Source organism: Micromonospora sp. NPDC005205, assembly GCF_040608275.1.
GTDB lineage: Bacteria > Actinomycetota > Actinomycetes > Mycobacteriales > Micromonosporaceae > Micromonospora.
Genome location: NZ_JBEXHV010000032.1, coordinates 17,343 through 43,757, shown reverse-complemented (window position 1 = coordinate 43,757; position 26,415 = coordinate 17,343). Strand labels below are relative to the sequence as shown.

Genomic DNA, 26,415 nt, shown 5'->3' with positions numbered 1-26,415 from the left:
GGACCTACACCACCCTCACCCGAGCAGCCTGATCAACAACACATGACACATCTATCGGGACTTCCCCTTGACACATGTCTCGGGACACGACAGTTCGAGCGTGACGGAAACTGTCCAAGATCTGCGGCTCGACACGTCAAGCGTGCGGTGGGCATCCGGTTGGTCCGTTTCCGGTCTCCGGCGCGTGTCGGCTGCGCGAAGGGCCGACTGCCGGCAGGATGGCGTAATGGCCGAGCCGCACGACCTGACCGCCTTGGAACAGGCCGCCGCGATCACCCGCGGCGAGCTGTCCAGCGTCGACCTGGTCGAGCATTCCCTGCGCCGGGTCGCGGCGCTCGGCGACACCGTGGGCGCGTTCGTCACCGTCACACCGGACCTCGCCCGGCAGGCCGCGCGCGCCGCCGACGCGGCGCCTCACGAGGAGCGCGGCCCACTGCACGGCGTGCCGACCGCGATCAAGGACCTGACGCTCACCGCCGGGGTCCGCACCACCTTCGGTTCGGCCGCCTTCGTCGACTTCGTCCCGCCTGTCGACGCCGACGTGGTCCGCTTCATCAAGGCCGCCGGTCTGGTCAGCCTGGGCAAGACGACCACCTCCGAGCTGGGCTGTTCGCTCTACTCCGAGGGCCGGGTCGCGCCGCCGGCCCGCAACCCGTGGCAGCTGGCGTACACGGCGGGCGGTTCCAGCGGCGGCTCGGCGGCGGCGGTCGCGGCCGGGCTGGTCCCGGTCGCACAGGGATCCGACGGCGGTGGGTCGCTGCGCATCCCGGCGTCGCTCTGCGGCCTGGTCGGCTACAAGCCCAGTCGGGGCCTCGTCTCCGGCGGGCCGATCGGCTCCGGCGCGTTCGGCCTGCCCATCGCCGGCCCGCTCGGGCGGACGGTCACCGACGTCGCCGCACTGCTCGACGTCATGGCCGTTCCCGTCCCCGGCGAGCCCTACCTGCCGCCGCCCGCGCCGCCCGGCGGCTACCTGGCCGTCGCGCGCCGGGCCGAGCCCGGCCCGCTGCGGATCGGCCGGTTCACCACGCCGATGCTCGCCGAAGAACCTGTGCATCCCGACTGCGTGGCCGCCGTGGACCGGGCCGCCGCGCTGCTCACGGCGGCCGGCCACGAGGTGGTCGAGGTGCCGCCGCCGCTCGGGCCGGCGGTGTGGCCGCTGTTCGAGACTCTCTGGTACGTGCTGGCGCTCGCCCCGGTGCCACCGCAGCGGGAGGCGGAGCTGCTGCCGTTGACCCGGCTGCTCCGGGCCCGGGGCGCTGAACTCTCCGCCGGCACCCTGACCGCCACCCTCGGCGAGTTGCAGGCGCAGGTGCGCCTCGGTGCCCGCCGCACCGCCGGTTGTGACCTGCTCCTGTGTCCCACCCTGGCCACCCCGCAGGCACCCGTCGGCTGGTTCACCGCCGACGCTGACCCGGCCGCCGACTTCGACCGGCAACGCCGGTTCTCGCCCTACTGCGCCATCTTCAACGTCACCGGCGATCCCTCCGTCTCCCTGCCACTGGGTACCACGACCGACGGACTGCCCGTCGGGGTGCTGCTCACCGGCCGGTACGGCGACGACGCGCGGCTCATTGCTACCGCTGCGCAACTGGAGAACTGCAGTGACGGATGGGATCGGCACCCCGCAATCTGGCGGGCCGTCGACTCCGCTAACGTGAATGGTGACGGAGTCGGGCGGTCGGCAGAGTGATCGTCCATCCGACCCGGTTTTTCACTGTCGTCCTTCTTCCGCCTGGGGGCGTTGGGATTGTCTGTTACCGAGACGTTGCTGGTCTTCGTCGGCATCCCGTTGGCCGCGGTGCTGGTCATCGCCGGCCTGTCGTACGCCGGTAGCCACGGTGGTGCCACCGGCGGTGGCGGTGGTGCCAAGCGCTACCGCCCGGGCCGGCCCTTCGACTTCACTCCGGTCTGGTTCCTGGGCCGTCCGGAGCAGCTGGCCGATTCGGCCGGCACCGCGCTGACGGCGGGGGCGCAGGCGCCCGCGCTGACCAGCCACAAGCTTGAGCAGGCCAGCGTCGAGGCGCCGGCCGGTGGAACCGGAGGCGCAAGTGACCGTTGGTGAAAAGCAGGCCGGGTCGGAAAATCCGCCCGAGGTGCTCGACGGGCCGTTTTCGACCCGCCAGCTGCTGCGCATCGACGAGGCGTTGCGCCTGGCCGACAGGGGCACCGGTCTGGTCTTCTCGGTCTTCGTCGGTGGTCTCGACGAGCCGATCCGTGAGCACGCCCAGCGGCTGCACCGTCAGCTCGCCGAGCCCGACAAGTCGGTGCTGATCGCCGTGTCGCCCAACCAGCGCCAGCTGGAGATCATCACCGGGCGGTACGCCCGCAAGCGCATCCCCGACACGTACGCCAAGCTGGCCGCGCTCTCCATGGTCGGCGCGTTCAGCGGGGGTGACCTGGCCGGGGGCATCATCAACGGCCTCGACCAGCTCGCCAGCCACGCCGGCAAGGGCTGACCCACACCCACGACAAAGCCCGGCCCGCTGAACGCGGGCCGGGCTTCGGTGTGTCCGGGTTGTCTCAGCGGGGCCAGGCCGAGGGATCGAGGCGCATCGGCCACGGCTCGTCGACCTGCACCGGATCGTCCGGACCGACCGTACCGAGCAGGTTGTAGTGAACGCCCTTCACCAGCTCGTAGCGGTACACGACGGGGCCGAAGTCGCCACGCTCGACCCGCCAGTAGGCAGGGATGCCGGCCTCCGCGTAGAGCGACGGTTTGGTGAACCGGTCATGCCGACGGCTGCCCGGTGACTCCACCTCGACAACGAGTGCCACGTCCGCGGCTTCGATCCAGGTGCCGTCTCGTGGGGCTGTCGGTTTCAGCACCGTGACATCAGGGATCAGATTGCCTTCGACCGCCCGGAGCCCCGCTTCCCGGATAACCCGCCATCCCGCCGGCGCCGTCGATCGAAGGGCCGCCCGTAGCTCGTCGGCCAGCTCCTGATGCCCATAACCCGGGGGTGGCGTCGCGTGCAGGCTCCCGTCGATGATCTCGTAGCGGTTCCCGTCCTCAGGCAGGTCGGACAGGTCCTGCTCGCGCCAGCCCCGCTCCGGGGGCTGCCATTGGTAGGTCGGCTGCGCCATCACGTTCACCTCCTCTCGCAACCATAACGGCCCGTGCCGGCGAGGACTGACGTCCACGCCGGCACGGGCCGCGTACTCCCTGATCAGCTCTGCGCGGCGTCCTTCGCGCGGGCCTTCAGCGCCCGCACCACACCGTCGCGGCCCTCGGCCACCAGCCGACGCAGCGGGGAGGGGTGCCCGTCACCGGCCAGCCACGCGTCGGTGGCCGCGACCGTGTCGTCCTCCACCAGATAGGTCGGGTACGCCAGCTGGGCGAACTCCTGCGCCGGCTCGCTGTCCCGGGTGGCCCACACCTGCCCGACCGCCGCGAAGTACCGCTCCCGGTACGGGGCAACCAGCTCCACCTGTGCCGGGTGAGCGAACCCCTGCAACAGCGCCCGGTGCCGCCAGTTGGGCAGCGCGTCCGGGCCGGTGAGCAGGGCCCACACGGCGGCCTTGTTCTCGGCCGTCGGCATCAACGCGTGCGCGTACGCGGCTTCCCGCTCGCCGCTGGCCGTGCGGTCGCTGCTCAGCTCCGCCTCGATCTCGGCGGTGCCGGCGGCACCGTTGGCCACCAGCGCGGCGAGGACCGACCAGCGCAGCTCGGTGTCGACGGTCAGCCCGGCCGGCATGCCGGTGCCGTCCAGCCAACCGCGCAGCGTGGCCAGGTCTTCCTCGGAGCGGACCGCCGAGGTGAACGCACGGGCCCAGGCCAACTGGAACCCGCTGCCGGGCTCGGCGGCAGCGAGTGCGTCGCGGGCGGTACGGGCCAGGTCGGCCCAGCCGGTCGGCGCCCAGGCCGGGTCGGCGTACAGGGTGAGCGCGGTGGTCGCCTGCCGCAGGGTGGCGGTGACCAGGTTGATGTCGGTCTCCGCGGGCAGCCCGCTCAGCGTCAGCGCCACGTAGTCGCGGGCGGACAGCTCGGCGTCGCGGATCATGTCCCACGCGGCGGTCCAGCAGAGCGCGCGGGCCAGCGACGAGTCGAAGCCACCGATGTGCTGCACCACTGTCGCCATCGAGCGCTCGTCGAGGCGCAGCTTGGTGTAGCTGAGGTCGTCGTCGTTGAGCAGCAACACGTCGGCGGCCCGGACGCCACGCAGCGCGGCGAGATCCGTGTGCTCGCCGCTCACGTCCACCTCGTACCGCTCTCGACGGACCAACCGCCCGTCGGCCAGGTCGTACAGGCCCACACCGATCCGGTGGGTCCGCAGCGTCGGGTACGCCGCCGGGGCCTCCTGCCGCACCAGCACCTGCTCGTATGTGCCGTCGGCCCCGATGGTCACCTCCGGACGCAGCGTGTTGACCTGCGCGGTCTCCAACCACTGCGCGGCGAACTTGCGCAGCTCCCGCCCGGATGCGGTCTCCAGCTCGGTGAGCAGGTCGTCGAAGGTGGCGTTGCCCCAGGCGTGCTTGCCGAAGTAGGCCCGCAGCCCGGCCACGAACGGCTCCTCACCCACGTACGCGACGAGCTGCTTGAGCACGCTCGCGCCCTTGGCGTAGGTGATGCCGTCGAAGTTGACCTCGACGGCCTCCATGTCCGGCATCTCGGTGTAGACCGGGTGGGTGGAGGAGAGCTGGTCCTGCCGGTAGCCCCAGTTCTTCCGGATGGACAGGAAGGTCGTCCACGCCTCGCTGAACCGGGTCGCGTTCGTGTTGCACCAGTGGCTGGCCCACTCGGCGAACGACTCGTTCAGCCACAGGTCGTTCCACCAGCGCATGGTGACCAGGTCACCGAACCACATGTGGGCCAGTTCGTGCAGGATCGTGTTGGCCCGCTGCTCGTACTCGAAGTCGGTGACCTGCGAGCGGAACAGGTAGTGCGACTCGGCGTGCGTCACGCAGCCGAAATTCTCCATCGCGCCGGCGTTGAAGTCGGGCACCCAGAGCTGGTCGTACTTCGGCAGCGGGTAGCGCACGTCGAACTTCTCGTGGAAGAAGTCGAAGCCCTGCTTGGTGATCAGGAACAGGTCGTCGGAGTCCAGGTACTGGGCCATCGACGCCCGGCAGAAAACCCCCAGGTCGATGCCGTCGTGCGTGTCGCGCACCTCGTGGTACGGCCCGGCGCACATCGCGGTGATGTAGGTGCTCATCCGGGGCGACTCGGTGAAGTGCAGCGTCTTGAGCGCCTCACCCGCCGGCTCCTCCCGCTGCACCGGCATGTTGGAGACCGCCCGCCAGTGCGCCGGCACTGTGACGTGCCAGGTGTAGACGCTCTTCAGGTCGGGCTGGTCGAAGCAGGCGTACACCCGCTGCGCGTCGGCCGTCTCGAACTGGCTGTAGAGGTACGTCTCGCCGTCCACCGGGTCGACAGTCCGGTGCAGACCCTGACCGCTGTTCGAGTAACCGAAGTCGGCGTCGACCACCAGGACGTTGTCGCTGTCCAACCCGGACAGGGTCAGGCCCTTCTCGGCGGACCAGTCGGAGAGGTCGACGGGCGTGCCGTTCAGCGTCGCGGACCGCACCGACTCGGCGGCCAGCTCGATGAAGGTGCTCGCGCCCGGTTCGGAGCAGCGGAACCGGACCTCGGTCGTCGAGGAGAACGTGCGGCCGTCGGCCGCCAGCACGGCGCTGGACAGGTCCAGACTGATGTCATACCCCGTCACGTTGAGCAGGCGTGCCCGCTCGGTCGCCTCGACCTGCGTCAGGTTGCGCACTCCCGGCACTGTTCGTCTCCATCCCACATGTCGCCGTACGCCCGGCGGCGCCCGTTCGCCTACCGCTCGTGACGGCTGGCCCGATTCGAGTCTTCCATGTACGGGCAGCCCGCGGTGGCCGAGGTCACGCTCTCATTCGGGTGCCGGTCGATGCGCTGCGGGGTGAAGATTCTCCTGAGACGCCGACCTGTCGGCGCCACCCGTCGCGAAGGGATCTCACAGTGACCGAACGTGTCACCGCCGACATGTGGTTCGACCCGGCCTGCCCGTGGGCCTGGATCACCTCTCGCTGGCTGCTCGAGGTCGAGCAGATCCGGGATGTGGACATCCGCTTCCACGTGATGAGTCTGGCCGTGCTCAACGACGGCCGGGACGAGCTGCCCGAGGAGTACAAGGAGTTCCTGAAGACCGCGTGGGGCCCGGTGCGGGTCTGCATCGCCGCCGAGCAGCTGCACGGCAACGACGTGCTGCGCCCGCTCTACACCGCGCTCGGCACCCGGATCCACCTGCAGAAGCAGGAGCGGGGTCCGGAGCTGTACGTGGCCGCGCTCACCGAGGCCGGCCTCGACCCGGCGCTGGCCGCGGCCGCCGACAGCACCGACTACGACGAGGCGCTGCGGGCCAGCCACGAGGCGGGCATGCGCCCGGTCGGGCAGGACGTGGGCACTCCGGTCGTGCACGCGCCCGGCCCGGACGGCTCCCCGGTCGCGTTCTTCGGCCCGGTGATCACCCCGGCTCCGAAGGGGGAGGCCGCCGGCCGGCTGTGGGACGGCGTGCTGCTGGTCGCCGGCACCCCGGGCTTCTACGAGCTCAAGCGCACCCGCGAGCAGAGCCCGATCTTCGACTGAGCGACGACCACCGCGCCCCCGTCCGTGCTTCGTCAGTCGCGCGGACGGGGGCTTTCTCGTCCGCCGCCGAGGTCGGCGGTGGGTCGTGGCGTCACCGGGAGGCGGGGGGCGTCGTTTCCCTCGGTGTCCGCCGCAGCGACCCGAAGGGCCGCACGCCGCAGCTCGTGGAGGCAAATCCCGATGGCCAAGCACCGTGCGTCCGGTGACGATCAGCTGACCCGGCAGGGGGTGATCGAGACTCCCGGCGCGGATTACTGGTCCGTTGACGACTCCCGCTGGCCGGCGGTCCGCCCGGACCTGCCCGCCCACCTGGTGGATCTCCTCGCGCCGCCCATCGTGGTGGGCGTGGCGCGGGTCCCGGTGACCTCCCGGCTCACCCCGCCCAGGGCGGTAGACCCACTGCCGTCGTCCGTCGACGCGGTGCCGACCAGTGCGCCGGCGCTGGTGCCGTCGGGGGCGGCACCGGCCGAACCGGCTCCTCCGCCGCCGGCACCGGCTCCTCCGCGCCCGGTGCCGACGCCGCCGCTGAACCCTCGGCCCGTTCCCACGCCTCCTCCCGACCGTCCCGTGCCGGGGCCGCCCGCGTCGCCCCGCCGCGCCCTGAACAGCGGGCCGATCGGGACGGGTCGGCGTGGCAACGGCGGGCCGGTGAGCGCGGGTAGGCACCGCCGGGGCACCTCCGACCGCGCCGGCTGACCAGCCGGGCCCGTCCGGGCGCTTTCATCTGGTGGACGCTCCGCGGGTCCCCGTCGGCGGCGACACCGTCGCCGGTAGCGTCAGTGGGCATGACGGTCGTGCATCCGATCACCCGGGCCTGGGTCACCACTGGCGGCACCGGCGCGCAAAACTACGACGAGTTCGCCGACGACGCGGAGATCACCGCGATCATCGGGTCGAACCCGCACAGCGCTCTCGGCATCGAAATGCCGCATCGCGCCCCGCAGAGCCTGGGCAAGTCGTTCCTCGACGCGCTGCCGGACGCGGTGGCCCGCCTCGCCGAGGCCAAGGCCGACGGCAGTTACACCCCCGCCGAGCAGGTGGTGGTGCTCTACCGGATCAGCGCGCCCGGCGAGGAGCCGGCGTACGGGCTGTTCGCGATGGTGGACACCGACCAGATCTCCACCCGGGCAGACGAGCCGGGCCTGGTCATCCGCAACGAGGACGTCTTCATCGCCAAGGTGCGCGAGCGGGTGGCGCTGGCCGACGCGCTGGGGCACCTGCTCTCACCCGTACTCCTGCTCCAGACCGGTCGTGGCGACGAACTGCACGCCGCGCTCGCGGCGGCGACCGACGCGGCCGGCGCGCCCGCCGCGACGGACACCGACCAGGCGGGGCGCACGCACGCTATCTGGCTGCTCGGCCCCGGCCCGGAGCAGGCCACGCTCACGGCTCTCGCCGGTGGCGGGGACCTGGTCGTCGCGGACGGCAACCACCGCAGCCTGGCCGCCCAGACCGGTGGGCTGCCGCGCTTCCTGGCCGTGGTCACCACCCCCGCGTCGGTGGCCATCCAGCCGTACAACCGGCTGGTCAGCGAGCTGACCACCACCCCGGCCGAGCTGCTCGACCGGCTGCGGGCCGCGGGCGCCGCTGTCGAGCCGATCGACGGCCCGGTCGAGGTCCCGGCGGCCGGCGGCACCGTGCACCTCCGCCTCGACGGCCAGGGGTACGCGGTACGCCTGCCCGCCACCGCCTCCGCGAGCCTGGAAAACCTGGACCACGCTCTGGTCGAGCGGCTGGTGCTGCGCGACGCGCTCGGTCTGGACCCGGGCGACAAGCGAATCACCTACGTCGGGGGCGACTACCCGGCGAGCTGGCTCACCGGTGAGGTCGACGCCGGCCGGGCCGAGTTGGCCATCCTGATCGCGCCGGTGACAGTGGCGGATTTCGTCGCTGTCAACCTGGCCAGGGAGAAGATGCCCCGCAAGAGCACCTGGTTCACCCCGAAGGCGCGCGGCGGCCTGGTCGTCGCCGAGCTGCCGCGTTGAGCGTCATCCCCACGACCGTGTGACGAACCCGGCTCGGGGACGCCGCCCGTGTGACGTCCCCGAGCGCGGCCTGACAGACTGCCCGGTATGCGCGTCTACCTGGGATCCGATCACGCCGGTTTCGAGTTGAAGGTGCACCTGGCCAGCCACCTGGCCATGCAGGGCTACGACGTGATCGACGTCGGTCCGCACAGCTACGACCCCGACGACGACTACCCCACGTTCTGCCTGCACACGGGCGACCAGGTGGTGGCCGACGAGACGGGCCTCGGAGTGGTCATCGGTGGCTCCGGCAACGGTGAGCAGATCGCCGCGAACAAGGTCGCCGGCGTCCGCGCCGCGCTGGCCTGGAGCGTCGAGACGGCTCAGCTGGCCCGCCAGCACAACGACGCCAACGTGGTCGCCATCGGTGCCCGCCAGCACACGCTGGACGAGGCGACCGCCATCGTCGAGGCGTTCCTGAACACGCCGTTCTCCGGCAACGAGCGGCACGCTCGTCGGATCACCCAGGTGGCCGAGTACGAGCGGACCCGGAAGCTGCCCGACCTGCCCTGACCGTGCGGCGCTCAGCGCGGCGAGCGGGGCAGCTCCTCGCGGGGCACCCAGTTTCGCCGGACGACCACCACCCGGGCTTCCGCCTCGGCCAGGTCGTCGTCGGTGGGGCGGGCCGCGTCCCGGGCCCGTAGCGCGGCGCTGAGTCCCACCTGGGACGAGCCGGAACCGACCAACCCGCGCAGCCCTCGCTCGCCGTCGCGCTCGTCGCCGCCCGTGCTCCTGCGTCGCGGCGGCGGCTCGTCACCGTCGTGCACGCCCGGCGTGCTGACCGTCGGGCCGTCCGCACCCGGTCTGGCCGTTTCGGAGTCGGCGTGGTGGCGCAGCCGTCGCCGTCGTCGGTCGGGGTCACCCATCAGCCGACCGTACCCTGGCCCGGTTGGATCCGGCACTGTCGTGGGGCCGTGCGCCCCGGCCGGGGTCGGCGACCGATTTACCGGCTGGCTACCCTCGAATCAAGGCGGTGCTGTTGCCGTCGGTCAGGGGGAGGACGAGATGGCAGACCAGACGCAGCCGTGGGCGGAGCGGACCGTGGAGGTGCCACCGCAGGCCGGCGTCGGGGTGCCGCCGCAGCGTGACGGGTTCCGCCGGGGTGTCGCTCCGGTGGGCGAGCGACGCACCCCGCGTACGGAGCCGTTCCCGGTGGTCGAGCAGGAGCCGACCGGCACCGGTTGGCCCGGTGGACCGGTGCCCCGCCGCTCGCTCAGCTCGCGGATGGCGCAGCTGCGGCGCGGCGGTGAGTGGAGCTCTGGGGCAGGCCTCTTCGCGTTCGTGTGTTGGGGGATCTGGGCGCTGTCCGGCCAGGGTGACCTGAGCGGCCCGCTGTTGGTGCTGGTGCTGAGCCTGCTGGTGGCGGCCGGCCTGTTCGCCCTGTTCCGGCTGGTCGGCCGGGTGGTGCTGGAGCGGCAGCTGGGCCGGGTCCGGCGCAGCGCCAGAGGTGCGCACCTGGCGACGGCGGTGTTCCTCGTCGGCCTCGGGGTGGCATGGCTCCAGCAGACCGAGTGGGTCGTCTCGGCCTGGAACTGGATTTCCTCGAACTGACCGGGCGTGCACGGGTGGGCCGGTCCAGGACCGCCCACCCGTGCACCCGGTCGTCTCCCCACCAGGCAAGGTCGCTGCTTACCCGGCCGGCCGCTGTTCATCCGTGGCCGGCCGCTCCGACCGGTACTCCTTCGTGGGCTTGCGTGATCCCGATGTCGTGGAGCCGTTCGTCTCAGCGCTGGGGCTTGTGCGCCCGGACCAGGATGCGCTGGGCGTGGGCCACGAACGGCCCGTGGCGACGGATGTGGTCGTGCAGATCGGCGAGCCGGGCCCGGTAGCGGTCCACGGTGAAGTCCGGCACCGTCCAGATGACTTTGCGGAGGAAGTGCACCACCGCTGCCACGTCGTTGAAGGTGGTCGGCAGCGCCTCGTGCCGCAGCTCGTCGATGACCAGGCCGGCGGCTCGCGCGTCGGCGGCGGCGCGGGCCGGGCTGCGTTCGTCACTGATCTCGCGGGGACCGGTGAGGAACTGGGCCAGTTCCCGGTTGGACCCGGGGCCGATCTGCTGGGCCAGGTACCGCCCGCCGGGGGTGAGCACCCGTGCGATCTCGTCCCAGAGCACGACGTTGGGATGCCGGCTCACCACCAGGTCGAACGTCTCGTCGGGAAACGGGAACGGAGCATTCTCGGCAACGTCGACCACCCGTACGCCGCGCGGTTCGAGCGCGCGTCGAGCCAGCCGGAGGTTGGGCGGCCAGTGTTCGGTGGCCACTGTCAACGGGGGGAATGCCGGCACCTCGGAGAGCACCTCGCCGCCGCCGGTCTGGATGTCCAGCGCGGCGCGGGCAACCCTCATCTGGGCTGTCATGAGTTTCAGATATCCCCAGGACGGCCGCTGTTCTGTCGCGCGGCCGTCGAACCAGGAGAAGTCCCAACCGTCCACGGACGCGTCGACGCCTTCTCGGAGCAGATCCTGGAAGGTCGCCGTGTCCTGCATTGCGTCAGGCTGACAGGCGGCAGTGGTGATGGCAAGCGGATGTGTCCCGTGTCGGCGCAGGGTGCATGCAATGACTCCTGTCAGTGATCTGACACCAATTCCGAACGATCTTTCGGTGAGAATTTGTCACGTGGCGGATCTCCTTCGTTTCGAAACTGATCAGGGCGTTCTCCTCGTCGAGGAACACGCTGGCACCGATCTGGAACGGGTCGGTCTGCTCGACCGGATCCGCCCCGCCCGGGAGACGCTGGAAACGGCACTGGCCCACATCAAACCCGCGCTCGACGCGGCGCTGGGCGTGGTCCGCGGGGTGGCGGTGCGCCCCGATCAGGTGGAGGTCGAGATCGGCGTCACCCTCACCGCGGAGGCTGGTGCCGTCGTCGCTCGCACCAGCGCACAGGGCCACCTCAAGGTCAAGCTGATCTGGACCTCGCCCGTCCCCGCACTGCCGTCGCCGGATGAGGACGGGGCCGACGCGCAGGAGAACGCCGCCCATGACTGAGCACAACGTCGGCCTCCGCCCGCCGGCCGCCCCGGCCGAGCGGTTGGCGGAGCACGGATGACCGGCACCCGGTCGCTCGCCGGCCGGGTGCGGATACTCGGTGGCCACTCCTCGTCGGTCGTCGGCGCGGGCATCCAGTTGACCACTGACCTGGTGCTGACCTGCTGGCATGTCATCGATGACGGCACCGGGACCGGCCCGCCCGGGGTGCTCGTCGACACACCGAGCCACCCCGGCACCCGGGTCGCCGCCGAGGTGACCTGGTCCCGGGGCGTCGGCCCGGCCGGCGACGGCGACCTGGCGGTCCTGCGCTGCACCACACCGCTGCCGTCCGCCCCCGCCACCCTGGCCGATCGTGGCGACGACGAGTTCGACGTGCGGATCGTGGGCTTTCCGGCCAACACCCCGGCGTCCGTCATGGTGCTGGCGCGGGCCGTCGGTCCGGTCGACGTCGGCACCGGATGGCGTCAACTCGACCGACTTTCCCCTGCCACGGCCGGAATCGACAGGGGGTTCAGCGGTTCCGGGGTGTACGCGCCGGATGGCGCCGTGGTGGGCATGGTGCTGGCCCGCGCGAGCGTCGGCCAGCAGCTGGTCGGCTGGATGTCGCCCGTCGGGCAGTGGCGCGCCCTGCTGCCGCCCGGCCTGTTGCCGCCTGCCCTGTTACCGCCCGGCCCGCTGGCAGCCGACGCCCGTGCGACGCCCCGACCGGCGCCCGCGTCGCTCTCATTCGCGCAGAAGATGGCGCTGGCCCGACTGCTGGAGGAAATCCCAATACTCCGGCACCCCGACAGCCGTCAATTGGTCATTCAGTCGCTGCCGCCGCACATCGGTCGGATGGTGAGACCATTCGGGCCGTTGGGTCTCGACATGTTCGGCCTGATTCGGACGGGCTTAGAATACGAGGACGGGATCGCGGCTCTCTATCGCGTCCTGCTGTTGACGGAAGGGCCGGCGAGTACGCCACTGCGGGCCTTCCGCGACCTTGCCGAGAGCCTCGGTCTGCTGACGGGTACGGAGGACAATCGGTGACGACGCCCCGGATGCCGAGCGCCCAGGTGCAGGCCATCTGCGACGCACTGCTCTCGATGAGTTCGATCAATGACGGGAACACCCGTTCGCTCTACCTCGACGAGGTCGAGGGGGAGCTGCGCAAGCGACTGTCGGTGCCCCGGCACTCCGAGGTCCGGTACGACGTCTACCGCATCGTGCGCGCCTGCGCCCAGGAGCCCCGAGGCGTGTCGATGCTGTTGCAGGTCATCGCCAACTTCCATCCGGGCGCCAGCGCTGTCACCTCTGCCCAGCAGATCTACCTCTCCTGGCTCCTCGCGCAGTTGCTCGCGGACGTCCCGCCCGAGGTGCTGACCGGGGCCGTCGCGGCAGTCACGGCAGTCGCGGATCATCCGCTGTCAGCGGAGGACCTGCCCGACCTGGTGGAGGCCGTCGGCTGGCAACCGGTGGGTGACTGGCAGGTCCCGGCCGTCGTGGCGCTGGCGGGCCTGGTCCTCGCCGGCATCGAGTCGGACAGCAAGCCGCTCGAGCAGTGGTTGCGGGAGGCGGCGGCGGTACTTCGGCTCAGCACCACCGACCTCGACGATCTGCGCGTGGCTGCGAAGACGCACTGGACGTCGCTACGATCCCCGCACCAGGCGGCACCGGCCGAGGCCGGTGGAGAGGAACCTGAATCCGACATGCGCAGGACGATCATCATCGAGGAGACGACGCCCCAGCGATCCCGAACTCTCATCCGGGGCGGCGTCCCACCGCGCAACCTGTACTTCACCGGCCGGGAGAAGCAGCTCGTCGCGCTCGACGAGCTGCTGTCGTCACAGCACCGGGCCTCGGTGCTGCCGGAAGCGGCGCTGCGCGGTGTCGGTGGGGTCGGCAAGACCCAGCTGGCTGTCGAGTTCGCCTACCGGTACGCGGACCGTTACCAGCTGATCTGGTGGATGGCCGCGGAGGATCTCACTGCGCTGCGTACCTCGATCGCGGCCCTCGGCGAGCGGCTCGGCCTGGCCGCGAGCGCCAGCCTGGAGCAGACCGTGCGGACGGTCCTCGACTCGCTGTCGACGAGTTCGCTCAGTTGGCTGCTGGTCTACGACAACGCCGACGACCCGCACGAACTGGCTCCGCTCATGCCCTCGTCGAACCTCGTCGGCGAACGCGGCCACGTCCTCGTCACGTCACGGAACATGGCCTGGTCGGCGAGCGCCCTGACCCTGGACATCGACGTGTTCACCCGAGCCGAGAGCGTGGAACTGCTGCTCAAGCGGCGTCCCGCGACCAGCCCCGACGACGCCCGCCGGCTCGCCGCCGAGCTCGGCGACCTGCCACTCGCCCTGGAACAAGCCGTCAGTTGGCTGCTCACCATGCTGTCGTCGGTCGACGAATACCTCGTCGACCTCAAGGAACACGCTCGGGAGCTGCTGGGCGAGGGGCAACCCCGGCAGTACCGGGGCACCGTGCTGACCGTGGTGTCGATGGCGCTCGCCGCGGTACGCGAGCAGAACCCGGCCGCCGCGCAGCTGATCCAGCTGCTCGCCTTCCTCAGCCCCGACCCGGTTCCGATGCGCCTGCTCTGGGAGGGGCGCCGCGCCGGGTTGGACGAACCGCTGCGCACGAGCCTCCAGGAGCGCAACGACATAGCCCGGGCCATCCGGCAACTGGCGTCGCTCGGGCTCGCCAAGGCGGACAATGCCAGCCGGCACGTACAGGTGCACCGACTGGTGCAGGCGGTCATCCGGGAGGGGCTCGCCGAGCAGGGCGACGACAGCCCGCTGACGAACGCCCGCCGGCTGCTCGCCGCCGCCAACCCGGGCTTCCCCGACGACCGGAGCACCTGGCCCCGCCATGCCGACATCGCGCCACACGTCCGTGTCGCCGGTCTGATCCACGGTGACATCGACGCCCGCCGGACGGCGATGGACCAGCTGCGCTACATCTACAACCTGGGTGACTTCGAAGGCTGTCGGGACTTCGCGGAGGAGATCCTGGCCGCCTGGGACCAGCCCGGTCCGGACGGCCAGCGCAGCGGCGATCCGCTGACCCTGCTGGCGATGCGACGGTACGCGGACGCCCTGCGGCTGCTCGCCGACCCGCGCGCGGCCACGTTCGGCCTCGAAGCGCTGGAACGGATGCGGACGAGCCTTGGTGAGGAACACGAGTACACACTGGGCGCGGCGAACAGCGTCGGCGCGGACCTGCGGCGCCTCGGCGACTTCGCGGCGGCGGCCGACCTGGACGGGCGCAACCTCGACGTGCACCGCCGGGTGCTCGGCGACGGGCATCCGAGCACGCTGCGGGTGATGAACTCGATGGCGATCAACCTTCGCCTGAGCGGTGACTTCGAAGGGGCGTACGAACTCAACCTCGAAGTGGCGCGGCACGCCGGTGCGGCCGCGGAGGACGGCACCTATTCACTGGTGCTGGCGCAGGAGGCTCAGGCGCGCGACCTATACCTCCTGGGCCGGTACGCCGACGCGCTGGCACTGCTGGACACCTCCCTGCCGGTGCAACGATCGCTGCTGGGCGCGGAGCACCTCACCGTGCTGCGCGCCACCTGCATCCACATCGCCTGCCTGCGCAAGACCGGGCGGCTCGACGCCGCCGTGGCCGAGGGCGCGGCCAACTACCGGCTGGTGACCCGCCGCTTCGGGACCGATCACGTGCTGGCCGCGGAAGCGGGCATGACCTGTGCCAACGCCATGCGCGCGGCGGGCGACGCGACCCAGGCGTACGCCCTGGCCGCCCAGGGGCACGCCACCTTCCGAGCCGTCTTCGGGGAGCGCCACCCGGTCACGCTCTGCGCTGCTGTCAATCTCGGGGTGATCCTGCGGGCTCGCAACTTCGACCGGGAGGCGCGGGAGTTGGGTGCGGCCACCTTGCAGGCGATGGGCGAATCGTTGCCGCCCACCCATCCGTACCTGCTGAGCGCGCGCTCCGCGCAGGCGATCAACCTGGTCCGGTCACACCGGCTGGAGCAGGCGCAGGTGCTCTCCGAGGCGATCCTCGAGGATTCACGTCGCCTGCGTGGTCCGGGGCATCCGTACACGCTCTACTGTGCGGTCAACGCGTCGGTCGACCTGATCGAGGTGGGCGAGGAGGCTCGGGGCCGCGAGCTGCTCGACGAGGCTGTCGCGGCGCTGGAGGCGTTGTTCGGGCCCGACCACCCGGAGGTGGACGCCGCGCGCGGTCAACGGCGCATCGAGTGCGACATCGAGACCGTTGGGCTGACCTGACGCCTCACCCACCGGTGGCGGCCGTTCATCCGGTGGGGATCGTCGGTCGGCGGGCGCGCTCGGCCTGCGCCACCTCCCGCCGCCCGGCGGCGTCCGCGGACGCCGGGACCGGCACGGCGGCCAGCCGGCCGATCCGTTCGGCCAGGCGATCTGCCCAGAGCCGCCCGGCCGAGGTGAGACTTCCCGCCCGGGCGAGTTCGACCAGGGCGCGCTCCAACTGCGCGCGTACCAGAGCGAACCGCGCGGTGGCCTGGGCCGCCAGCTCCGGATGGGCGCGCAGCGCGGCCCACACCTCGGCGACGGCGGTGAACGCGTAGGTGCCGTGCAGCAGCCCGCCGATCGGACGCGGGTCAGGACGCCAGGGCGCGAAGTACCGCTCCGGGTCGGCGGGTTCGTGCAGCCGGACCAGACCGAGGACAGCGTTGAGTTTGCTGTGTTGCAGCTCGTGCACCATCGTCACGGCCAGATCCACCGGGTCGAGGTTGGCGTCGGCGGCCAACGCCCCGAAGGCGTCGGCGTGCGTGACACTGTGCCCACGCTCGGTGCCGTCGGCCAACGGTACGAAGGTGCTGATCCCGGCGGCCACCTCGGCGGCGTGCGTCGGGGCGTACCCGACGAGCAGGTGCCAGGCGTGCCCGACGGACCGTTCCAGCTCCGCGGCCTGCGCCGCGGAGAGCCGGGCGGCGACCGGCAGCCCGAAGCAGTCGCGGTAGGGGTCCAGGTCGTCGACGCGGAGGTCGAGGGTGACCGAATGGTCGGTGAAGCGCCACCAGCGGGTGGGCGTCCACCGGCGCCCGTTCAGGTGGGCCGGCGTCACCGTCGTGCTGCCACCGTGTCGACGCAGCACCCCGAGGCCCGGCACCGGCACCAGGCCCGCACGCGGCGTGACCTGCACCGCCGCGTCCGACAGTCCGCTGAGGGCGGCTGCCGCGAGCGCCGCGAACGGAAGGTAGTCGGGTCGGCCGGTGGCACCGTGCCGGACCCGATCGATCGCCCAGACGGCCAGCCACGGATGGTCGAGCAACACGTTCGCGGCGGCGGGGTCTAGGCGGTGGGCGTGGCCGAGCAGGTGCGCCGACGCCGCCAAGGCGTCGTCGGTGTCGGCGAGGCTCTTGAGAACGAGCATCGTTCGGTTGCGTTGCGCGCGCCGCAGAGCGCGGACGGCAGCCGGGCCAGCCCCACCGTCGGCCAGGCGGGTGAACTCCGAGCGGGTCAGCTGGAGTCGGCGCCGGGGTCGAGGAAGCTGTTCCAGCCGGTCAGCGTCGCCTGCCGGGGACTCTTCAGTGTCGCGACCAGTTCCTCGATCCATCGGGCCAGTTCCGGATCCTCGTCGCGTAGCAGGTGGCTCAGACCCTGCGTCAACACGTCGACCACAACGAGGTGATCAGGTGCGGGTTGCTCAGTCATCGATGTCCCGGGTCGGCGCAGGCGTGCTGACATGAAAACACGTCAACGTCTGTGATCACCATCGGCTTACCGTCCGTCACCGCGGGTCGCGTCATGGGCCGTACCGCCGCCGGCCGATGCCGGCGGCGGTACGGGACCCGCGGGTCAGCCGGCGGCCGCCTCGGCAGCGGCGTAGTCGCGGGCCACCCGGACCATCTCCACCAGCCCGTGGGCGTACTCCTGGGATTCGCCGTGCGCCTCGTCGAACGGCGGCTGGAAGCCGACGCCCTCCCACTGGTTGGTCGCCGGGTTCCACAGGTCGTTGCCGACCTCGAAGTCCCAGGCGAAGATGCCCAGCTCGTAGTAGAGCTGGTCGGCCGAGTTGCCGGCGGCGGAGTAGAGCACGTCGGCGACCGGTCCGGTCTGCGACGGCCAGGTGACGGTGCCGCGCTCCTGGGCGATGGCGCCGACGATCCGCCGGGCGCTGTTGAGGAACAACGTCGACTCGTCGATCGACGGTCGGGGCAGGGTGACCCTGCCGTCGGCCCGGTACGCCCCCGGCGGCCACATGAAGTACCCGCCGTAGGAGTGCACGTTCATCGCGAACTTGATGTTCGGGTGGTCCTGGGCGAGCGCGATGACGTTGCCGCTCTCCGCCTCGGACAGCTCCGACGTGCCGGCGTAGTTGCCGGAGAGGCAGTTCGCGCTGGCCCCCACGTAGCCGTCGAAGTACGACCCGACGGTGTAGTTGCGGTTGACGTCGACGCCCCACGAGGTGCGGTACTTCGGGTCCCGTGCCGATCCCTCGCAGTGGTTGACCAGGTTCTTGCGCTGGAAGTTGTAGTCGTTGAACGAGTAGTTCGCCCCGTCCGGGTTGACCACCGGGATGACGAAGATGTCGACCTGCTCCAGCAGCTCACGGGTGGCCGGGTCGGTCCGGGCGTTGGCCAGCATCCGCTCGGCGAACTCCAGCGTCACCAGCGGGGTGGCCCACTCCCGGGCGTGTTCCTGGGAGTACGCGAGCACCCCGACCCGGGAGCCGTCCCGATGTACGCCGAGGCGCAGCGCCTGCACCGTCCACGGCCGTGCCGGCACCTCGGTGCCCTGGAGGCCGTCGTCGAGTCGGGTGGGGCCGGCGACGGGCATCGGCAGCCCCGCCGAGCCGTCCTCGACGGTGGCCCGGAACCGGTCCGGTTGACGGGCGTTGATCGCCGCCGCGACCTCGTCGGTGGTGCTCACCGTCTTGCCGGCGGTGTCGGTGGCCAGCGACACGGTGAGGACGCGGTCGCGGTAGCCGACGGTCAGTGGGCGGTTCGCCCGGCCCGGGTCGACAGTCCGCACCTGTACGCCGTTCATGTTCTGGTCGCCGAAGCGGACCGACTCGACGACCAGGGCGGCCACCGCCGGGTCGCCCAGGTAGCCGGCCGCGTTGCGTCGGTATCCCTGGGTCTTGTTCGGGAGTTCGACCACGTCCACCAGGTCCCGGTACTGGCGGGCCAGCCGCTTGATCCGCGCCTGGATGTCCACCGGCGTCAGGTACGCGTCGATGAAGTCCTTCTGGTAACCGGCCGGCAGCGGCGGCGGAGAGGCATTCGGCCAGAGCGTCGGGGTGATCGCCCTGCTGACCCCACCGAGGCTGGAGGTGGCGCTCAGCTGAACCGGCCGGCTCGGCACCGGCTGGGGAAGCGCGTAGTGGTACTGGTACTCGCCGGAGTCCTCGAACCGGTACAGCGGGAACGAGCCGGTGGCGCCGTCCGCCGTACGCCAACTGACGGTGATCTCCACGTCCGGGTCGTCGGTGGCGGTGGTGGCCACCTGGGCCTGCAGGAAGGTCTGTCCGGTCGTGGTCCACCAGTACGCCTGCTGCACCTGGAGGGTGTCCACGGCAGTGGCGCTGGCGGTGGACCGCTGACCCGCAGCCGGAGCGCGCAGCCCGGCGGCGGTGCGGGCCTGGGCCGCGCGGACGCTGTCGGTGTAGTGCCGGTTGCCGTCCCCGGCGCGCTGCACGACCTGCACGGCCGTCGCGCCCTGCGCGGTCAGTTCGCCGAGCTGCGTGCCGCTGAGCACCAGGTCGGCGATGATCCGGCCGTCCCGCGTCCGGGGCCGGTTGGCCAGGTCCGCGCCGGTGGCGACGAGCCGGTCCAGCTGGGCCTGATCGCGGAGCTGAACTCGGACCACCGCGGTTTCGGTGGCGCTCAGGGAGATCGGGGCGGCCGGGGTGGCGGGTGCCGCCGCGCCGGAAGCCGGATGGGACAACACTGCGCTGAACAGGATCACTGTGGTGGCGGCAGCTGTCCACCGTCGTCGGACGATCATGTGCCCTCCTGTGACGGACGTCGATGTGTCTGGTCCTTACACCAGTGCACAGATCGACACCTGTCAAGATGGCGTGGTGCCTCGCCCTGCGGCGGGGGTGACCGAACGTGAGCGCGGTCAGCCAATTAGGTCAGATGTCCTGCTTGTTCTCGCAAGTTGTGACCGCTCTTTACAGTGCTGTCTCTCGATCCCTAGTGTTCGGCCCACTATCCGGGCTTGATCACGGGGGTTGCTGATGCCTGGTTGGCTTTTGCCTGCGCGCTCTACGCGGAGTCGTTCGGCGACTCCCCGACGTTCGATCGCAGTCGCCCTGGCCGCGGCTGTTGTCGGCTCGCTGCTCGTGGCGCCGGCCACCGCCGCCTCGGCGGCGCAGCCACCGATCGGCTCCTGCGCCGATGAACAGCCCGACGCGAACGCCGCACGGCGGATGCTGACGGTCTGCGGGCGGCGTGTGGAGAACCTCTCGAAGCGTACGGAGTGGTCGCAGACGTTCCTCAACGTCGACGGCTCCGAGACGTTGGAGCAGACCATCGAGCCGACGCGCGTGCGCAAGGGCCAATCCTGGGTCCCGGTGGACACGACGCTGAAGGTGACTCCCGAGGGCGTGGTGCCGAAGGCGACCATCCTGCCGATGGTCTTCAACAGCAAGGGCGGCGATGGTGCCTTCGCGCGGCTGCGTGACGGGTCGCGCGAACTCGCCGTCTCCTGGCCCGGGAAGCTTCCCGCGCCCGTGATCGAGGGATCCACGGCGACGTACCGCGACGTCCTTCCGGACGTGGACCTTCAGGTCACCGCGCAGCCTCTCGGCTTCTCGGAGGTCCTGGTGGTTCGGTCCCGGGCGGCGGCGGCGAACCCGAAGCTGGCCTCCCTGCGATTCGGCTTGCAGGCCAAGGGCGTCTCGGTCGGTGCCGCCTCCGGCGGTGGGCTCGCCGCTCGGGACAGCAAGGGCGGCACTGTCTTCGCCGCGCCGGCGCCGCTGATGTGGGACTCCTCGGCGCCGGAGGACATGGCGGGCGGGGCAGCCGAGAAGGACAAGAAGGGCGAGCGCTCCGCGGAGCCGCAGCGCAAGCCGGCTACCAAGGCCGAGGCCGAGGCCGCGTCCGGGTCAGCTCGGGCCGCCGAGGTGGCGCCCGACCGGGATTCGGTGCCGGAGGCGGCCCGCCGGGCCGTGATGCCGGTCCGGGTCGACGCCGACGCACTGACACTCATCCCCGACAAGGCGATGCTGGCCGACCAGCGGACGAAGCTACCCATCTACATTGATCCGTCGTGGACCGGCGGTATCGCGAGCAACGCGTGGACCTCGGTGTGGAGCAAGTACAAGTCGAGCTCGTTCTGGCAGAACTCGTCCGCGTTGAGTAACGGCAAGACGGTGGGGTCGGCGGGCGCAGGGCGCACGGAGGACTGCTCGGGCTGTGCCGATCACATCATCCGGTCGCTGTTCCGGATGAACACCTCCGGGGTTGCCGGTAAGCACATCCTCAGCGCGCAGTTCCGGGTGGAGCAGCGGTGGTCGTGGACGTGCAGCCCGAAATCCAACGCGAAGTTGTGGATGACCGGCGCCATTTCGTCCGGCACGACCTGGAACAACCAGCCCACCTGGTACAGCGCCTACACCGCGCAGGCCGTCGGCAACCGCAAGTACGGCTCCGCGCACGGCTGCCTCGGCACGGGAACGATCGAGTTCAACGTCAAATCGATCGTGGAGAAGGCGGCCGCGAGCAAGTGGTCCAACGTGACCCTCGGCCTGCGCGCGATCGACGAGGGCACCAAGAACCAGTGGAAGCGGTTCAACCACTCCTCACCGAAGTTGGCGATCACCTACAACACCGACCCGAACGCGCCCTCGGACCGGAAGTCGGACGGCAAGGCATGTGCCACGGGCACGGCCCGGCCGTACGTGTTGACCACCACGCCGGTGCTCTCCGCGAAACACTCCGACCCGGACAGCGCCCAGCAGTCGCTCACCACCGCCTTCTACTGGTGGCCGGTCGGTGGCGCGCGCAACGAGACCAACAAGGTGAACCAGGCCTCGGGTAACCCGTCGGCCGTGTCGCAGACCATCCCCTCCGGCAGGTTGACCGACGGCGTGAGTTACGTGTGGCAGTCCCGGACCTGGGACGGCAGCCACTACAGCGCCTGGTCCGGCACCTGCGAGTTCACCGTGGACGCGACGCCGCCACCGCCGCCGGCGAGCGTTGCCTCGACCACCTACACCAACAACGGCGTCCCGAAGGGCGGCGTCGGCCTGGCCGGTGCCTTCACCATCACCGCGCCGACCACCCGTCCCTACGAGGTCAAGGAGTACGCGTACAGCCTGGACTCCGGCGTGCTGACCGCTGCGGCGACGGTGCCGGCCCGGACGACGACGGACTACGGCGCCTCCATCACGGTCACCCCCCTGCACGACGGGGTCAACGTGCTCTACGTCTGGTCGAAGGACCACGCGGGTCGATTCTCGTCGCCGGTGACCTACACCTTCAGCGTCCGTGCCGGCTCCGGGCCGGCAGGCGAGTGGAAGTTCGAGGAGGCCAGCGGCACCAGCGCTGTCGACGCCTCCGGCCACGGCAACACGCTGAGCCTCAGCTCGGGGGTCACCCGTGTCGCCGGCCGGGCCGGGGTCGGCACGGCAATGAGGCTGACGGGCAGCGGTGCCGCAGCCAAGTCGGGCACTCTCAACTTCCCGCACCCGGACACGCTCGTCTCCACCCCGGTGCGAACGGACGCCGACCTGAGCGTCGCCGCCTGGGTGAAGCTGGACTCGTTGACCAGCGGCGCCGGCGCGCAGACCGTCGTGAGCGCGAACGGGTCCCGTAGGGCCGCCTTCCAACTCGGGTACGTCCTCGGCAATCAGCGATGGCGTTTTGCCATGGTCTCCGCCGACGCCGACAACTCCACGATGTACAGCGTGGAATCCAACGCTGTGCCGGTCGCGGGCAAGTGGACGCATCTGGCGGCGACCTATGACGCGGCGACCAAGAAGCTGACCCTGTACGTCAACGGTGTGGCGCAGACGGCGACGGCGACGCTGACCGGTGGGTTCAATGCGACCGGCGACTTCTCCGTCGGCAAGCGCAGGTGGGACGGTGCCATCGACGGCTTCTTCTCGGGCACTGTCGACGATGTGAGGTTCTACAACTTCGTGGAGACGTCGACGAACCTGGCGAAGCTTGCCGTTCCGTTGCAGCCGAAGATCACCTTCCCGAACGGGTCCCAGGTGACCGCCGGCGGCCAACTCACCGTGCGGTTCGACGCTGGTGGCGACACGAACGTCACGAAGTTCAAGTACAGCGTCGACGGCACCGGTCTGGGCACCACTGTGAATGCCACGTCGGTGGGTGGCACCGCGACGGTCACCGTCGCGGTGGGCAGCACCACCGGCAAGCGGCCGGTGTACGCGGTCGCGGTGGACGACGGTAACCGGACCAGCGGGATGAACCAGGGCGAGTTCGCCGTCGCGCCCTCGTCGAGCCTGGCCGGCACCGTGTACGACCCGAACTGGCTTCCCCAGGCCGGGGCGGTCGTTCGGCTGCAACCCGGCGGGTACCAGGCCACCTCGGGTGCGGACGGCAGCTATGCGCTGAGCAACTTCCCACCCGGTTCCTACACGGTCACGGTCACCTTCGGCGGCCGATGTGGCTCAGCCTTCAGCCAGGCGATCGACATCGACGGCCAGGGCCTCAACCTGGATCTCTTCCTCATCGCGCTCAGTGACGACCTGGGTCACACCTGCAGCGAGCAGACCAGTGCCTTCACCGCGGCGTCGACAGTGCTGCCGCTGACCGGTGACGACGCTGTCGCGACGGTGCAGCTGCCGTTCGCCTTCCCGTTCTACGGCGGTGCGTACCGCAGCGCCTGGGTGGACACCAACGGTGTGCTGTCGTTCACCGACCCGGGTGGCTCACACCCGTACACCGGTAATGGGCAGTTGCCCGCACCGGCGGACCCGAACGCCCTGGTCGCGCCCTTCTGGGACGACCTCGTGGTGGACAGCTCCGCCAGCGTGCGGACGGCGACCACCGGCACCGGCACCGCGCAGCGGTTCGTCGTCGAGTGGCGCAACGTGCACCGCAAGGGCGACACGACGCAGCGGTTGTCGTTCGAGGCGATCCTCGCGCCGGACGGCACGGTGACCACCAACTACGACGGGTTGGACAACGCCGCCGAGAAGGGTGACAACGCGATCGTCGGCATCGAGGCCGCGGCCGGCGAGGATGGCCTGTCCTACTCCATCGGCGATCCGGTACTGGCGAACACTCAGGCGATCACCTTCGTCCGCCCGGATGTCGCCGGCGGGTTGGAGACCTACAACCTCTCCGGCGTGCTGACCAACGCGGCCGGCACCCCGGTCGTCGGTGCCACTGTCACCCTTGATCCGAGCGGGCTGACCGCCACCACCGGCACCGGCGGGGCGTACAGCTTCACCGCTCTGGTCGCCGACAGTTACAGCGTCTCGGCCAAGCTCGCCGGCCGGTGCGGTGTCGCGGTGCGCAGCCAGGTGGAACTCTCCGCCAACACTGTGCGCAACCTGCAGCTCGGTCCGGACTACGGCGGTCTCGGGTACGCCTGCGCCACCGGTACGTCCGGCTACGTCGCGGCGTCCACGGTGCTCGCCCTGACCGGCGACGACGCCACCACGTCGGTGGCGCTGCCGTTCCCGGTGCAGTTCCACGGGCAGACCTACTCCACCGGGCGGGTACACACCAACGGTCTGGTCAGCTTCGGCAGCGCGTCGGGTGAACCGGACACGTGGGCGAACCCGACGATGCCGACGGCGACGGCCCCGAACGCGGTGGTGGCCCCGTTCTGGGACGACTTCGAGGTGGACGCGTCGGCCAGCGTCCGCACGCAGACGCTCGGCACGGCCCCGAACCGGTCCTACGTCATCGAGTGGCGCAACGTCGGGTTCCGCCCGACGAACGCCGAGCGGCTGACCTTCGAGGTGATCTTCCACGAGGACGGGCGGATCGCGTTCCACTACGGCGCGATGACGACACCGGTGCAGCAGGGTGCCGGCGCCACCGTCGGCTTGGAGAACGCCTCCGGGTCGGTGGCCGCGCTGTACTCCTTCCAGGAGGCGGTGCTGACCGCCAACAGCTCGATCACCTACACCCCGGCGCCCGCGGGCACGGTCACGGGTGTGTTGACCACGGCCGTTACCGGTAACCCGGTCGCCGGCGCCACCGTCACCCTGAACCCGGGCAACCGGAGCGCCACGACCGGCGCGGACGGCAGCTACCAGTTCAACACCGTGCCGGTGGGCGAGTACGCCCTGGCCGCCTCGACCGGTGACAACCGGTGCGCGGGGCAGTACGCCAAGGAGGTCGTCAACCACCCCGGTGGGACCTCGGACGTCGACCTGTCGGTCATGGTCGACGGCGACGAGTTCGGCTACAAGTGCACCACCGGCGCACAGACGTTCGTGCCCGGTGACGTGACCGAGGGATGGAGCGGCGACGAGACGGTGTGGCAGAAGAACCCGCCGTTCCCGGTGAAGCTCTACGGCGAGTCGTACACGTCGGCGTGGATCAGCGCCAACGGCCTGATCAGCTTCAAGGACCCGGCGTACTTCGGCTGGATCGGGTCCATCCCCGGCACCCTTCCCTCGCCGGCCGCCGAGGGCTCGCCCAACGCGACCGTCTACGTCCACTGGGACGACTGGGTGGTGGACTCGCAGGCTCGGATCGCGACGAAGATCAGTGGCAGCGCGCCCAACCGGCAGTGGGTGGTGGAGTGGCGCAACGTCCACGCCTATGGCGACACCAACACCCGGGCGACCTTCGAAGTCATCTTCGCCGAGGGCGGTGACATCACCCTCGCGTACGCCGACATCGACCCGACGAAGCCGGTCGAGCGCGGTGGCGAGGCCACAGTGGGTATCGAGAACGCCGACGGTTCGATGGGCTTCCAGTACCTGCACCGGGAGAACTGGCTGGCCAGCGGTCAGGGCGTGACGTTCAAGCCCAACCCGCCCGGCCAGGGCAGCGTCGCCGGCACCGTCACCTGCCAGGGCACGCCGGTGGCCGGGGCGAGCATCGCGGTCGCCGACAAGACGGCCACCACCGCCGCCGACGGCACCTACCGTGTCGACGCCGTACCCGCCGGCTCCTGGGCGGTGATCAGCACCGTGCCGAGCGGCACGTGCAAGGGCTCCGACGTTCGGCAGGTGGTGGTCGGCACGAACACGCAGGTGAGCGCCGACTACGCGCTGGCCGCCACTCCGACCGGCGGCGGTTACACGCTGGTCGAGCAGCCGGTCCCGTACACCCCCGTCAACACCACGGTGCTGCCGGTGACCGGGGACGACGCGTACGCGTCGGTGGCCCTGCCCTTCCCGGTGAACCTCTACGGGCAGACGTACAACACCGGCTGGGTGGACAGCAACGGTCTGGTCAGCTTCGTCGACCCCGGCGAGACCTCACCGGACGCCTGGCCCATCCCGTCGCCGGACAGCCCCGAGGAACCCAACGCGGCCCTCTACCCGTTCTGGCACGACTGGGTGGTCGACAGCAACGCCAGCGTCCGCACGGGGGTGCGGGGCAGCACCGGAAGCCGACAGTTCGTCATCGAGTGGCGCAACGTGCACTCGTTCGAGGACCCGCTCACCCGGGTGACCTTCCAGGTGATCCTCGACGAGGCCGGCGGCTACAGCTTCGCCTACACCGACAACGACGGCACGTTCCTCGAACGCGGTGGCGCCGCCACCATCGGCATCGAGAACGCCAGTGGCACCAGCGCGATCCAGTACGCCTACCGCCAGCCGGTCCTCCGGCCGGGTCTGGGGCTGCGCTTCAACCCGCCAACCTCGTAAGCGTTCGCGGTAACGACGGAGGTGTCGTCTCGCAGGGGACGGCACCTCCTACGGCCCTCACTGTTTTTGATCATTCGACCTT

General features: G+C 70.7%; 19 protein-coding genes. 12 read left to right on the top strand and 7 right to left on the bottom strand.

Features of this window, described 5'->3' with window-relative positions; translation table 11 throughout:
* Nucleotides 1-226 precede the first annotated feature (226 nt).
* The 3 genes from ABZU43_RS32245 (at nucleotide 227) to ABZU43_RS32235 (ending at nucleotide 2,456) form a co-directional block, all read left to right on the top strand.
* Nucleotides 227-1,690, top strand: a complete 1,464-nt coding sequence (locus ABZU43_RS32245) for an amidase (RefSeq protein WP_355010143.1) — start codon at nucleotides 227-229, stop codon at nucleotides 1,688-1,690.
* A gap of 75 nt (nucleotides 1,691-1,765) precedes the next feature.
* The gene (locus ABZU43_RS32240) at nucleotides 1,766-2,062 is read left to right on the top strand and encodes a hypothetical protein (RefSeq protein WP_196930456.1); all 297 of its coding nucleotides are present in this window, start codon (nucleotides 1,766-1,768) and stop codon (nucleotides 2,060-2,062) included.
* Nucleotides 2,049-2,456, top strand: a complete 408-nt coding sequence (locus ABZU43_RS32235) for a DUF5130 family protein (RefSeq protein ID WP_355010142.1) — start codon at nucleotides 2,049-2,051, stop codon at nucleotides 2,454-2,456. Before ABZU43_RS32240 ends, ABZU43_RS32235 begins: the two co-directional genes overlap by 14 nt.
* 64 nt (nucleotides 2,457-2,520) lie before the next feature.
* On the opposite strand, the gene ABZU43_RS32230 is transcribed toward ABZU43_RS32235, so the two are convergent.
* Together ABZU43_RS32230 and pepN are read right to left on the bottom strand one after the other, a co-directional pair.
* Nucleotides 2,521-3,084 (bottom strand): Uma2 family endonuclease, encoded by a 564-nt coding sequence (locus ABZU43_RS32230; protein WP_355010141.1) that lies wholly within the window; start codon nucleotides 3,082-3,084, stop codon nucleotides 2,521-2,523.
* Between the two features lie 83 nt (nucleotides 3,085-3,167).
* A complete protein-coding gene (gene pepN / locus ABZU43_RS32225) occupies nucleotides 3,168-5,717 on the bottom strand; it encodes an aminopeptidase N (RefSeq protein WP_355010140.1) in 2,550 nt (849 codons plus the stop codon).
* A 221-nt stretch (nucleotides 5,718-5,938) separates the two neighbouring features.
* Here pepN and ABZU43_RS32220 point away from each other — a divergent pair, with 221 nt between their 5' ends.
* The 4 genes from ABZU43_RS32220 (at nucleotide 5,939) to ABZU43_RS32205 (ending at nucleotide 9,105) form a co-directional block, all read left to right on the top strand.
* Nucleotides 5,939-6,565: a DsbA family protein gene (locus ABZU43_RS32220; protein WP_355010139.1), complete on the top strand. Its 627-nt coding sequence runs from the start codon at nucleotides 5,939-5,941 to the stop codon at nucleotides 6,563-6,565.
* A 180-nt stretch (nucleotides 6,566-6,745) separates the two neighbouring features.
* Nucleotides 6,746-7,261 (top strand): hypothetical protein, encoded by a 516-nt coding sequence (locus ABZU43_RS32215; protein WP_355010138.1) that lies wholly within the window; start codon nucleotides 6,746-6,748, stop codon nucleotides 7,259-7,261.
* 89 nt (nucleotides 7,262-7,350) lie between these two features.
* Entirely contained in the window at nucleotides 7,351-8,550 is a 1,200-nt protein-coding gene (locus tag ABZU43_RS32210) for a DUF1015 family protein (RefSeq protein WP_355010137.1), read from the top strand.
* 87 nt (nucleotides 8,551-8,637) lie between these two features.
* Nucleotides 8,638-9,105 (top strand): ribose-5-phosphate isomerase, encoded by a 468-nt coding sequence (locus ABZU43_RS32205; RefSeq protein ID WP_355010136.1) that lies wholly within the window; start codon nucleotides 8,638-8,640, stop codon nucleotides 9,103-9,105.
* 11 nt (nucleotides 9,106-9,116) lie between these two features.
* On the opposite strand, the gene ABZU43_RS32200 is transcribed toward ABZU43_RS32205, so the two are convergent.
* Nucleotides 9,117-9,458, bottom strand: a complete 342-nt coding sequence (locus tag ABZU43_RS32200; RefSeq protein ID WP_355010135.1) for a hypothetical protein — start codon at nucleotides 9,456-9,458, stop codon at nucleotides 9,117-9,119.
* A 139-nt stretch (nucleotides 9,459-9,597) separates the two neighbouring features.
* On the opposite strand from ABZU43_RS32200, the gene ABZU43_RS32195 reads away from it, so the two are divergent.
* Nucleotides 9,598-10,143, top strand: a complete 546-nt coding sequence (locus tag ABZU43_RS32195) for a hypothetical protein (protein ID WP_355010134.1) — start codon at nucleotides 9,598-9,600, stop codon at nucleotides 10,141-10,143.
* Nucleotides 10,144-10,315: 172 nt separating this feature from the next.
* Here the strand turns inward: ABZU43_RS32195 and ABZU43_RS32190 are convergent, their stop codons facing one another.
* Nucleotides 10,316-11,080, bottom strand: coding sequence for a class I SAM-dependent methyltransferase (locus tag ABZU43_RS32190; RefSeq protein WP_355010133.1), 765 nt, complete (start codon nucleotides 11,078-11,080; stop codon nucleotides 10,316-10,318).
* Nucleotides 11,081-11,150: 70 nt separating this feature from the next.
* Between ABZU43_RS32190 and ABZU43_RS32185 the strand changes: the two genes are divergently transcribed.
* The 3 genes from ABZU43_RS32185 to fxsT are packed head-to-tail and all read left to right on the top strand — an operon-like array spanning nucleotide 11,151 to nucleotide 15,820.
* Nucleotides 11,151-11,582, top strand: a complete 432-nt coding sequence (locus ABZU43_RS32185) for a CU044_2847 family protein (RefSeq protein ID WP_355010132.1) — start codon at nucleotides 11,151-11,153, stop codon at nucleotides 11,580-11,582.
* A 57-nt stretch (nucleotides 11,583-11,639) separates the two neighbouring features.
* The gene (locus ABZU43_RS32180; RefSeq protein ID WP_355010131.1) at nucleotides 11,640-12,614 is read left to right on the top strand and encodes a trypsin-like peptidase domain-containing protein; all 975 of its coding nucleotides are present in this window, start codon (nucleotides 11,640-11,642) and stop codon (nucleotides 12,612-12,614) included.
* Nucleotides 12,611-15,820, top strand: a complete 3,210-nt coding sequence (gene fxsT, locus ABZU43_RS32175; protein WP_355010130.1) for an FxSxx-COOH system tetratricopeptide repeat protein — start codon at nucleotides 12,611-12,613, stop codon at nucleotides 15,818-15,820. Before ABZU43_RS32180 ends, fxsT begins: the two co-directional genes overlap by 4 nt.
* Before the next feature lie 25 nt (nucleotides 15,821-15,845).
* On the opposite strand, the gene ABZU43_RS32170 is transcribed toward fxsT, so the two are convergent.
* The 3 genes from ABZU43_RS32170 to ABZU43_RS32160 all read right to left on the bottom strand — a co-directional run bounded on the left by ABZU43_RS32170 (nucleotide 15,846) and on the right by ABZU43_RS32160 (nucleotide 19,522).
* Nucleotides 15,846-16,946 carry an HEXXH motif-containing putative peptide modification protein gene (locus ABZU43_RS32170; RefSeq protein ID WP_355010129.1) on the bottom strand — a complete coding sequence of 367 codons (1,101 nt, stop codon included), beginning with the start codon at nucleotides 16,944-16,946 and terminating at the stop codon, nucleotides 15,846-15,848.
* 86 nt (nucleotides 16,947-17,032) lie between these two features.
* Nucleotides 17,033-17,227: a hypothetical protein gene (locus ABZU43_RS32165; protein WP_355010128.1), complete on the bottom strand. Its 195-nt coding sequence runs from the start codon at nucleotides 17,225-17,227 to the stop codon at nucleotides 17,033-17,035.
* 144 nt (nucleotides 17,228-17,371) lie between these two features.
* A complete protein-coding gene (locus ABZU43_RS32160; RefSeq protein ID WP_355010127.1) occupies nucleotides 17,372-19,522 on the bottom strand; it encodes a M14 family zinc carboxypeptidase in 2,151 nt (716 codons plus the stop codon).
* Nucleotides 19,523-19,862: 340 nt separating this feature from the next.
* Between ABZU43_RS32160 and ABZU43_RS32155 the strand changes: the two genes are divergently transcribed.
* Nucleotides 19,863-26,333, top strand: a complete 6,471-nt coding sequence (locus tag ABZU43_RS32155) for a carboxypeptidase regulatory-like domain-containing protein (RefSeq protein WP_355010126.1) — start codon at nucleotides 19,863-19,865, stop codon at nucleotides 26,331-26,333.
* Nucleotides 26,334-26,415: the final 82 nt, after the last annotated feature.